Annotated in this window: 7 protein-coding genes; 5 read left to right on the plus strand and 2 right to left on the minus strand. The window is 41.6% G+C overall.

What is annotated here, in order from left to right:
• Nucleotides 1-6: 6 nt before the first annotated feature.
• Nucleotides 7-2,097 (minus strand): TonB-dependent siderophore receptor, encoded by a 2,091-nt coding sequence (locus tag NL42_RS11760; protein WP_461312877.1) that lies wholly within the window; start codon nt 2,095-2,097, stop codon nt 7-9.
• Between the two features lie 74 nt (nt 2,098-2,171).
• On the opposite strand from NL42_RS11760, the gene NL42_RS11765 reads away from it, so the two are divergent.
• The gene (locus tag NL42_RS11765) at nt 2,172-3,317 is read left to right on the plus strand and encodes a DUF1624 domain-containing protein (RefSeq protein WP_461312878.1); all 1,146 of its coding nucleotides are present in this window, start codon (nt 2,172-2,174) and stop codon (nt 3,315-3,317) included.
• Between the two features lie 41 nt (nt 3,318-3,358).
• Here the strand turns inward: NL42_RS11765 and NL42_RS11770 are convergent, their stop codons facing one another.
• The gene (locus tag NL42_RS11770; protein WP_003655656.1) at nt 3,359-3,826 is read right to left on the minus strand and encodes an Lrp/AsnC ligand binding domain-containing protein; all 468 of its coding nucleotides are present in this window, start codon (nt 3,824-3,826) and stop codon (nt 3,359-3,361) included.
• Nucleotides 3,827-3,962: 136 nt separating this feature from the next.
• Here NL42_RS11770 and NL42_RS11775 point away from each other — a divergent pair, with 136 nt between their 5' ends.
• From NL42_RS11775 to NL42_RS11790, 4 genes are all read left to right on the plus strand, one after another.
• Complete coding sequence (locus NL42_RS11775; protein ID WP_209735219.1) at nt 3,963-5,228, plus strand: D-amino acid dehydrogenase; 1,266 nt, start codon at nt 3,963-3,965, stop codon at nt 5,226-5,228.
• 20 nt (nt 5,229-5,248) lie between these two features.
• A complete protein-coding gene (gene alr / locus NL42_RS11780; protein ID WP_461312879.1) occupies nt 5,249-6,352 on the plus strand; it encodes an alanine racemase in 1,104 nt (367 codons plus the stop codon).
• Nucleotides 6,353-6,362: 10 nt separating this feature from the next.
• Complete coding sequence (locus tag NL42_RS11785) at nt 6,363-6,722, plus strand: RidA family protein (protein ID WP_461312880.1); 360 nt, start codon at nt 6,363-6,365, stop codon at nt 6,720-6,722.
• Nucleotides 6,723-6,884: 162 nt separating this feature from the next.
• Nucleotides 6,885-7,436 (plus strand): amino acid permease (locus NL42_RS11790; protein ID WP_461312881.1); only part of this gene is annotated, 552 nt, incomplete at its 3' end.

Raw genomic sequence — 7,436 nt, forward strand, 5'->3', positions numbered from 1 at the left:
GATGAATTAAAATTTCCACTGTGCCGAAATTGAAGCGTTCAGTGGTTCACCTGGTTGAACCCATAAATCGCTATAGCTTGAAATATAGTAAGTTTTATCAAACAAGTTATTTACATTCAGCTGATAACGTAAGCGGTCGGATGGGGCATAGTAGCCATTTAAATTGACCAGCGTATAACTCGGTAAGTTAAATCCATTATCAATGTTATGACCACTGCGCTCACCGACATAGGTGAAGTTGGCACCTACACCTGCCTTTTTCGTGCCTTCTTGCAGGAATTCATAATTGGTGCTCACTGAGCTTTGGTGTTTTGGCACATTGCTTAGACGTGCACCTTTTGCTAGGTCTTGGTCTTTTTCAATTTGAGCATCGGTATAACTATAGTTGGCATTGATGAGCCAGCGATCAGTGATTTGGCTATTTAAGTCAAATTCAATCCCTTTACTGCTAACTTCACCAGCAGCTGTTTGGAATGCATTGTCGATTGGATCTGTTGTCAGCACATTTTGTTTTTTCATTTTAAACAGAGCGAGACTAAGCACACTTTGGTCGTTAATCTTATATTTTGTACCAACCTCATAGCTTTCCCCTTTTTCAGGAGCAAAGGTTTGTCCATTTCGGTTCATACCGCTATTCATCGCAAATGAGCGACCATAGTTCGTATAAAAAGCCCATTGGTCAGAGGCTTTAAAATTTACTCCGAAACGCGGACTATTTTGATGAAGGGTCTGGTTGCTTTCGGTCTGAGTCAAATGATTTTTAAAGTCTTGTTCGACCTGATCAAAACGGTTGCCGAATAACACATTCCACTGATCATTAAAAAAGATCTGGTCTTGTACATTGAGTGCGAAATAGCGTTGGCGCTCTTTGGTGTTGGTGAACGGTGCTAAATCTGGTAAATATTTGCCATACTCAGGTTGGTAAATATCAATTGTATTTGGCATACCTGAGCTGTGGTTACGACGAAGCTGGTTTTGCTTATAGTCGAGTTGACCAAGTTCAGTTGAAACTAAAATTTCATGTCGAGCCCAAGATGTATCAATTTTGCCAAGCAATTCTGTCTGAGCCAGCACATCTTCACTTTGATAATCACGATAGCGGCGTTGGCGCTCTAAAGTACGACCATCGGCTTGTAGGCGTCGTGGTTCGGTCGAAAAGCCGACCATTTGAGCATCTTTATAACTGACCGCACTGTTCAGTTTCCAGTCAGGGCTAAACTCGTGACTAAGACGTAACTGGTAAAAGTAATCTTTTACTTTCATATCGCCGTCATCAGGTTCCCCTGTAAAGGTTTTCGGGTCCATCACAAACTGGTGATTGACTGTGCTTACACCACGGTCAAAGGTTCCTTTGTGCTCTGTAAATTCACTGTCAAAGTCGAGTTGCGTTTGGTCTGAAATTTTCCATGTGAGCTGTGGTGAAAAGAACCAGCGTTCACTGCTGACATGATCACGGAAGCTTTGATTATCTTCGTGGGCAACTGCTAACCGATAGGCCAGTTCATCGTTAATCGGCGCAGTATGCTCTAGACTTATTCGATATTGTTCTTGTGTATTAGCACGTAAGTTAACTTCACTTTCGCTTTCCCACAGTGGTTTTTTACTGTTGAGGTTAAGCAAACCTCCTGTTTCGCCGCGGCCATATAGCGCAGCCATTGGCCCTTTTAAAAATTCTAAAGAGTCAATGTTTACAACATCTTTTGGAGCACTAATCCCTCGGTTTACACTCAAGCCGTTTCGAATCATGGCTGCGCCTAAATTTGGGTCGCCACTAAAACCTCGGAAAGAGTAGTTATCCCAAAAGCCGCCGCCATAATTATTTTGATGAAAAACGCCACTGACTAAAGTTAATGCATCATCAATCCGTTGAACGTCCTGTTGTTCCATGGTCTGTTTAGAAACAAAATCACGGTTGAAAGGGACATCCAAAACATCGTGAGAAAATTTAGTCGCCGAGCTATTTCGGCTCATATCTTCTTTGGTGCTTTCAGCTTGAATACGTATGGTCTCAAGTACCGTTGACGTTTCTTCTCCCCAACTGAGTGTCGATATAAACGATAACCCTAACGAAGACAACAATCCTAATTTGTGTTGCATAAATGAGCAGCCATAAAAGACAAAAGGAATTAAATGTAATAATATAACGTTACATTATTTTATTGATTATCGCTATGTCTTTAGAAAAAAATATTGAGCGTTTACAGTCGATTGATGCCTTACGTGGGTTGGTCATCCTAATTATGTTGCTCGACCATGTAAGAGAAACTTTCTATTTACATAAGCAGGTCATAGATCCAATGGATGTAACAGTGACTGAACCTGCATTATTTGGTAGTCGGTTATTGGCACATATTTGTGCTCCGGTTTTTGTTCTTTTAACCGGTGTTTCGGCTTTTTTATTTCATTCAAAAAAACAAGATTTACAGCAAACCCGTGCGTTTTTATTGAAGCGTGGTCTATTTTTAATTGTGTTAGAGCTGACATTGGTGAACTTTGCTTGGACAGCAACTTTTCCACCAGAAGTCATTTATTTACAGGTGATATGGGCGATTGGTATTAGCATGGTGGTGTTGGCAGGCTGTGTGAGTTTGCCTTTACCTGTTCTTACTGGCGCAGCTTTGGTGATTATTTTTGGGCATAACTTATTAGATTCTGTGCATTTTACAAATGGTTTTTTACAGAATATATGGTTTGTTTTGCACGAGCGTGGCTGGATTGAGTTTGCAGGTATAAAGCTTCGCACAAGCTATCCGGTTTTGCCTTGGATTGGTGTTATTTGGCTGGGGTATGTTTTAGGCCAATTCTTTAGTTCAAAATATACTGCAAAACAAAGAAGCTGCTATTTATTGAGTATCGGTCTGGCAAGTATTGGATTGTTTGTTGTACTGCGTTTTATCAATATCTATGGTGACCAGCCGTGGCAACATTTTGAGTCATTACAACTCACTTTAATGAGCTTTTTTAACCTTACCAAGTATCCACCATCTTTATTATTTATTTTGCTGAATGTTGGAATTGGTTTAATTGTGCTGGTTGCTTTTGAACGTATGCAGCAATATTCATTTTTAAAACCATTGGTAGTGTTTGGTTCGGTTCCTATGTTCTTTTATTTACTGCATTTATATGTGTTGAAACTGATGTATGTGTTTGCAATAAGTGTGTGGGGAGCCAACCATGGCAACTATTTATCGTTTAACCATGTATGGATGCTGTGGTTAATCACGATTGTGTTGTCTTTTGCGCTTTATCCTGCTGTTAAATGGTTCTCGAAATTCAAACATCAAAACAAACATATTTCGATTTTAAAATATTTCTAATGTTCAAAAGTGGGTAAAGCGAGTTCAATAGTGGCCTCGCTTTACTTGCTCACATCTAGATATAAAGTTTCTTTAACTTCTTCCATGACCACATAACTATGTGAAGATGCCGAAGCGGGGAGTTTCTTTAACAGATCTCCTAACAAGCGGCGGTAGGCACTCATTTCTTTTAAGCGTGCTTTTACAAGATAGTCAAACTCACCTGAAATGAGGTGACATTCGAGTACTTCAGGAATCTCGACTAAATCTCTGGCAACCTGATCAAATACATCGCCAGATTTGGCAGATAACTTAATTTCTAAAAAAACAAGCAGATTGCGGTCAACGTAGGCTGGGTTTAGTCGTGCGAAATAACCCATGATGATGCCATCGCGTTCAAGTCGCTTGACACGCTCTGAACAGGGGGTGGTCGACAGGTTGACTCTCGATGCCAACTCACTAATCGCAATTCGTCCTTCACGCTGCAAAATATCCAGAATCATGCGATCTATACGATCTAAGGGGCGCATAGATATTTCCTCTTTTTTTAAAATTCTTGTGATAAAAACATAAATTTACCTAGATTATAGCCCGAAAAACAGTGAAATAAACTATTGAGGCGGAAATATACTAGTTAAATAAACTGGTGTGCGTGAGGGAATGGAAATGCGCGTAATTGTATTAGGTAGCGGCGTTATCGGAGTGGCAAGTGCCTATTATCTAGCTCAACAAGGAGCTGAGGTCACTGTTCTTGATCGTCAGTCAGGTCCTGCTGAAGAAACAAGTTTTGGTAATGCAGGTCAAATTTCGCCTGGGTATTCGACCCCTTGGGCAGCACCAGGAATTCCTTTTAAAGCTGTGAAGTGGATGTTCCAACACCACGCACCGCTTGCGATTAATTTAGATGGCAGCATGTGGCAGTTACAGTGGATGGCGCAAATGCTAAAAAACTGTAATCCACAAAGTTATGCTGTGAACAAAGAACGTATGATGCGTGTGGCTGAATACAGCCGTGATTGCTTACGTGAACTTAGAAAAGATACAGGCATTAATTACGAAAACCGCGCTAAAGGTACTTTGCAGCTATTCCGTAAAGAAGCACAAATGGAAGCAGTTCAACGCGACATTAGCGTGCTACAAGAATGCGGCGTAAGTTACGAATTATTAAATGGCAACGAACTTGGTCGTGTAGAACCAGCGTTGGCAAATACGCAAGATAAACTGGTTGGTGGTTTACATTTACCAAATGATGAGACAGGTGACTGTTATTTATTTACCAATGCTTTAGCTCAAATTGCCAAAGAATTGGGTGTTAACTTCCAGTTCAACCAAAACGTAGAAAAATTGATTGTTGAAGGCGATGAAATTAAGGGCGTTCAGGTCAATGGTAAAGTTTTAACTGCTGACCGTTATGTTTTAGCGTTTGGTAGCTATTCACGTGATTTCTTGAAACCACTTGATTTACAGTTGCCTGTATATCCTGTGAAAGGTTATTCGTTAACGATTCCTATTGTTGACCCTGCTTTTGCTCCGCAATCTACGGTGCTTGATGAAACTTACAAAATTGCGATTACTCGTTTTGACCAACGTATTCGTGTAGGTGGAATGGCAGAGTTAAGTGGTTTCAATTTAGGTCTGAACGACGACCGCCGTGCAACCTTGCAAATGGTCACTCAGGACTTGTTCCCGGGCGGTGATATGGCTCAGGCATCTTTCTGGACCGGTTTACGTCCAATGACACCAGACAGTACCCCAATTATTGGTGCGACTCGCTTTAAAAATCTGTTCTTGAATACGGGTCACGGTACTTTAGGTTGGACCATGGCATGTGGTTCAGGAAAATTAATCAGTGACATCGTATTGAATCATAAGACTGAAATCAGTACAGATGGTCTTTCAATTCAGCGCTATTCTCATGCGCATGCTGCATAACGGACGTTAGGAAAGTAATCATGCCTCGTCCTATTACCGCAGTCATCCACCGTCAAGCCTTACAAAACAACTTGGCGGTGGTACGCAAGGCTATGCCAAACAGTAAGGTTTTTGCCGTTGTAAAAGCCAATGCTTATGGACATGGAATTGAACGTGTTTATGAAGCATTTAAAGCGGCAGACGGCTTTGCATTGCTGGATCTTGATGAAGCAAAACGAATTCGTGCTTTAGGTTGGACCGGTCCAATTTTGTTGCTCGAAGGGATTTTTTCTCCTCAAGACTTATTTGATTGTGTGCAGTATCAGCTTAGTTTCACCATCCATAGTGAAGAGCAGATTGAGTGGGTTCAAAAACATCCTTATCCAGCTCAATTTGAAGTTTGCCTAAAAATGAACAGTGGTATGAACCGTCTTGGTTTTAAACCACAACACTATGTTCAGGCGTGGGAACGTTTAAATAACTTGGCAAATGTGTCCAAGATTGCGCACATGATGCATTTTTCAGATGCAGATGGCGATCGTTTTGGCCAGCAGGGCATTGATTATCAAATTAATGTCTTTGAAGAAATTGTAAAAAATTTACCGGGTGAAAGGTCGGTAAGTAATAGCGCGGCAATTCTACGCTATCAAGACCAGCTCAAATCAGATTATGCACGTAGCGGCATCATGCTCTATGGCAGCTCGCCAGATTACCCAATGCATAGTATTGCGGACTGGGGTTTACAACCGACCATGAGCTTACGCAGCGAAATTATTTCCGTTCAGCATTTAGATGCGAATGAAAGCGTAGGGTATGGCTCAAACTTTGTCACAGAGCAACCCATAACGATTGGGATTGTTGCTTGTGGCTATGCCGATGGTTATCAACGTATTTCACCGACAGGTACGCCTGTTTTAGTGGACTCTGTCCTCACTCGTACAATTGGCCGTGTCAGCATGGATATGTTGGCAGTCGATTTAACGGGTATTGAGAGCGCCAAAGTCGGCAGTGAAGTCGTGCTTTGGGGCCAATCAAGTACAGGCGTCGTTTTACCTATTGATGATGTCGCAGTTTCATCCAGTACGGTGGGTTACGAGCTGATGTGTGCCGTTACCGCACGTGTCCAATTTATTAATCAGGTATAAGGAAATCCGAATGTCGAATTCAGATATACAAAAGATCAACACTAACGAAGTCATGAGCGCCGTGACTGTTTTTAACAAAGTGGTTTATCTGTCAGGTCAGGTACCTAAAAATACCGAGCAAGACGTGGCTGGTCAAACTCGTGAAATTCTTGCAACGATTGATGAACTTTTGGCACTTGCCGATACCGATAAATCTCGCTTGCTCTCTGCACAGCTCTATTTGAAAAATCTTTCTGACTTTTTAACCGTAAATGCAATTTGGGTTGACTGGTTAAAAGGGTGTGTTGCTCCATCGCGTGCCACAATTCAGGCCGATCTGGTCAATCCAGACTGGCTCATTGAAATTGCCGTGACGGCAGCACAAAAGTAATTCGTTTTTACTCCAAAAATGATGATGTATCTAACAGAAGGAAGATAGGTACGGTTTATCCAGTCATTTTTTGGTGAACAGATTCAGCGACCTATGGCATACGGTTCGATTTTCGCCATAGGTTGCTGATCTTAACAAAGGAATTCAAAAAGGAATTTTAATATGACAACGGCTCGTCATTCAGATACAGAAAATTCTCCTGATCATCTGCAACGAAAACTGTCTAACCGTCATTTACAACTGATTGCAATTGGCGGTGCAATTGGAACTGGCCTATTTATGGGCTCGGGCAAAACTATCTCCCTCGCAGGTCCTTCAATCCTTTTGATCTATATGATTATTGGAGGAATGTTCTTTTTCATGATGCGTGCAATGGGCGAGTTGCTCCTTGCAAATCTGCACTACAAATCTTTTGTTGATATGGCTCATGACTTGATTGGTCCTTGGGCCGGTTACTATTTGGGCTGGACCTATTGGTTAGGCTGGGTGCTGGTCGGTATTGCGGACCTTTCAGCGGTCATTAACTATTTAGGTTTTTGGCTACCCGATGGCACGAGCTTTTCTCCAATTCAGCAAGCCATGATTAGCGCAGGCTGTGTATTGTTTGTGATGGGTCTTAACCTACTGACAGTACGCCTATTTGGTGAAATTGAATTTTGGTTTGCACTCATTAAGATTTTGGCGATTATTGGCCTGATTGGTGTGGGTGGCTAC

The organism is Acinetobacter sp. GN11 (genome assembly GCF_054823985.1).